The sequence below is a fragment of the Marinagarivorans sp. genome, from assembly GCF_982758155.1.
Window position 1 is genome coordinate 1 of the sequence record NZ_CEXWTU010000392.1, and the last position, 2353, is coordinate 2353.

The window sequence follows — 2353 nt, forward strand, 5'->3', positions numbered from 1 at the left end:
GAGAAAACAGGCGCCTTCGTCTAATTGGACAAACTATTATTGCCTCGCCCCTAATATCTATTTTTGTGTAAGGTATTTCAATACCCTCGGTTCTAAACGCTTTGTATATACGCAACAAAATTTCGCCCCTAATTCTGCCTCTGTCTTCGGGTTTTGAAATCCATCCGAATAATTCAAAACCCATGCTGGAAGCGCAAAATTTACGTAGCCGAACACGAGGGGCTGGGTCGAGACAGATACCTTAATGCCAATAAGCTTACCTGTGTTGTCGGTTGATGCTCATTAGTTTGAATGGGTTCGTGAGGCGCGATATTTTACAGTATCGATGACACTTTTCCATCTATAGATAGAGTGCTAAGGGTGCCGATTCTTCAGTTGCCCCCTTTTAGTTTGTTGGGCTACTTAGCCGTTCACCTCCATTGGGTGGTTATAGTCGTGCTGAATAGGGCCTGTAAGTTTGGCTGTTCTGTAGCTTGTATGGGTGTATTGGGGTGGGGCAGGAGGTGTTTTGGTCGGCGAAAAAATCACCATTAAACAAGCTCTCGCTGGATACCATGTTCGTTCTCTACAGTGTTGCCCACTGCAGTGGCGGTAGGCTGCTAGAGCTTGTATTCAAATCCGAAGTGAATAGCTTGCCGTGATGACCCAGTGAACGCTGCTCGCTTGATCGGTATATGGTGGTGATGATTACTCGTTCAAGGTTCGGTCCTTATCTCTATTACGGGGGAATCCATCGTGCTGCAAGAGAAGCTTATGCAACTCAAACCCCTATTGGTGGTCTTGCCCTAATTGTATTAACCTTGTCTTTAATGATAGCTTGAGGCTGATTTAAGCTCAGTCGTAAGAGCCAGATTCTAGCGAAGATAACGTGCATTGTTCACACATTTAAAGTCGGGCCATTTCAAGTTTTGGGCGACTGCGCAATATATAAAGGTTTAGTTAAATTATGAAACAACTGTTTTTATTAATGGCATTTTGCTCAATACCGTTAGCGTCTTTAGGTGAGGAGGCCTTTATAGGTAAAAAAGAGGCCTCCATTACGCTTATTGAATATGGCTCACTCACTTGTGATGCCTGCAACTATTTTCATCGGGGGGTGCTGCCCAAGATTACGGAAAGTTATATTGAAAAGGGGGCGGTGCGATACGTCTATAGGCATTTTCCAACCGGCGCAGAGGCGTTACTGGGTGCTATAGCCACTCAGTGCGCAGGTGATCAAAACTATGAGATGCTCGATAAACTGTATTTAAATGTTGAGCATTGGTACGAAGCCGGCAATCAAAATGAAATTTTTGTTGGCTATGCGGAATCACTGAATATTGATTCCGTTTCCTTTGCTCAGTGTTTAGCGGGCGATCAGGAGCGAGCAATTATTTTAGCGGGTCAACAAGAAGCCTCAAAAAAATATGGTGTTATCGGTACACCCACTTTTGTGATTAACGGTAAGGTGATAAAAGGCAAAAGAAGCTTTTCACAAATGGAGGCTCTGCTAGATGATACTGAACCTTTGGGTGGTTTACAGGTAGAGCAAGAGTAGACCCTAGCGTTGCATTAACTTTTGGCCCAGTATCGCTTCGCTGCTTCTATAGCGGCATTTCTAGCGTCGTACTCAATTTTTCTGGATCTCATCTAGAGTGATTAGTATCAATCCAAAAAAATCTCCATTCTAAAAGCCCCTGAACTCAAAACCTAATGCAACGTTAGGGTAGAACCTGCATTGTTAGGTTCTTTAGTTTCTGCGGTGTGATTCTACTGTAGCTGTTATAGCGGGAAGATACTGTTGTACAAATGTCGCTTTATTATTTACGAGTGCGTTGCATAAAGCGCGGCAATTAGAATAGTGCCTAATACAGCGACAAGAACATTCACGATAACGCCCCATTTTGGAGGGTAGTTTTTCGGAGTGTCGGCAGGGTTTAGCTGGCTGAGTACGTTCAGATATAGTTTAGATGAACAGGTAGCGCTAAGTACCCCAAGTAGTATGAAACCAAGCCCAAGCCATAATGTTAATAGTGCTGAGGCTGATTCCCCCTTGTCTGGTAGCAGTGCCATAAAAAGCAAGCCAGAACGTTCAATTAAAAATCCGAAGGCAATCAATGCAAGGCTGGTTCTATTCCATGCCAGTAGCGTTCGCTCGGCTGCAAATAAAATTCTGGGGTCAATGGCTTGAGGCATTTTGGCGATTACTCAAAAAATTTTAATATAGCATCATGCGGTAGCGCTGGCATGATTAAGCGCGGCGAACTTGGATTCAGGCGGGGAGGGTTACCTTAGGAGGGCTTAAGCCATAGCGGCATGCCTAAGGGCCGAGGAAAAAATACTTTATCCAATAATACTTGCCTCCTACTTCCTC

Annotated in this window: 2 protein-coding genes and 1 pseudogene; 1 reads left to right on the forward strand and 2 read right to left on the reverse strand. The window is 44.2% G+C overall.

The window, feature by feature from the left end; genetic code table 11:
- Nucleotides 1-184: pseudogene (locus tag AC3A8L_RS21185) on the reverse strand (hypothetical protein); the annotation flags it as partial.
- Between the two features lie 762 nt (nt 185-946).
- On the opposite strand from AC3A8L_RS21185, the gene AC3A8L_RS21190 reads away from it, so the two are divergent.
- A complete protein-coding gene (locus AC3A8L_RS21190; protein WP_487964267.1) occupies nt 947-1537 on the forward strand; it encodes a DsbA family protein in 591 nt (196 codons plus the stop codon).
- A gap of 266 nt (nt 1538-1803) precedes the next feature.
- On the opposite strand, the gene AC3A8L_RS21195 is transcribed toward AC3A8L_RS21190, so the two are convergent.
- Nucleotides 1804-2175, reverse strand: a complete 372-nt coding sequence (locus AC3A8L_RS21195; RefSeq protein WP_487964268.1) for a YidH family protein — start codon at nt 2173-2175, stop codon at nt 1804-1806.
- Nucleotides 2176-2353: the final 178 nt, after the last annotated feature.

Coding starts and splice junctions, on each gene's coding strand:
- AC3A8L_RS21190 (WP_487964267.1), top strand. CDS start 947: ATGAAACAACTGTTTTTATTAATGGCATTTTGCTCAATACCGTTAGCG.
- AC3A8L_RS21195 (WP_487964268.1), bottom strand. CDS start 2,175: ATGCCTCAAGCCATTGACCCCAGAATTTTATTTGCAGCCGAGCGAACG.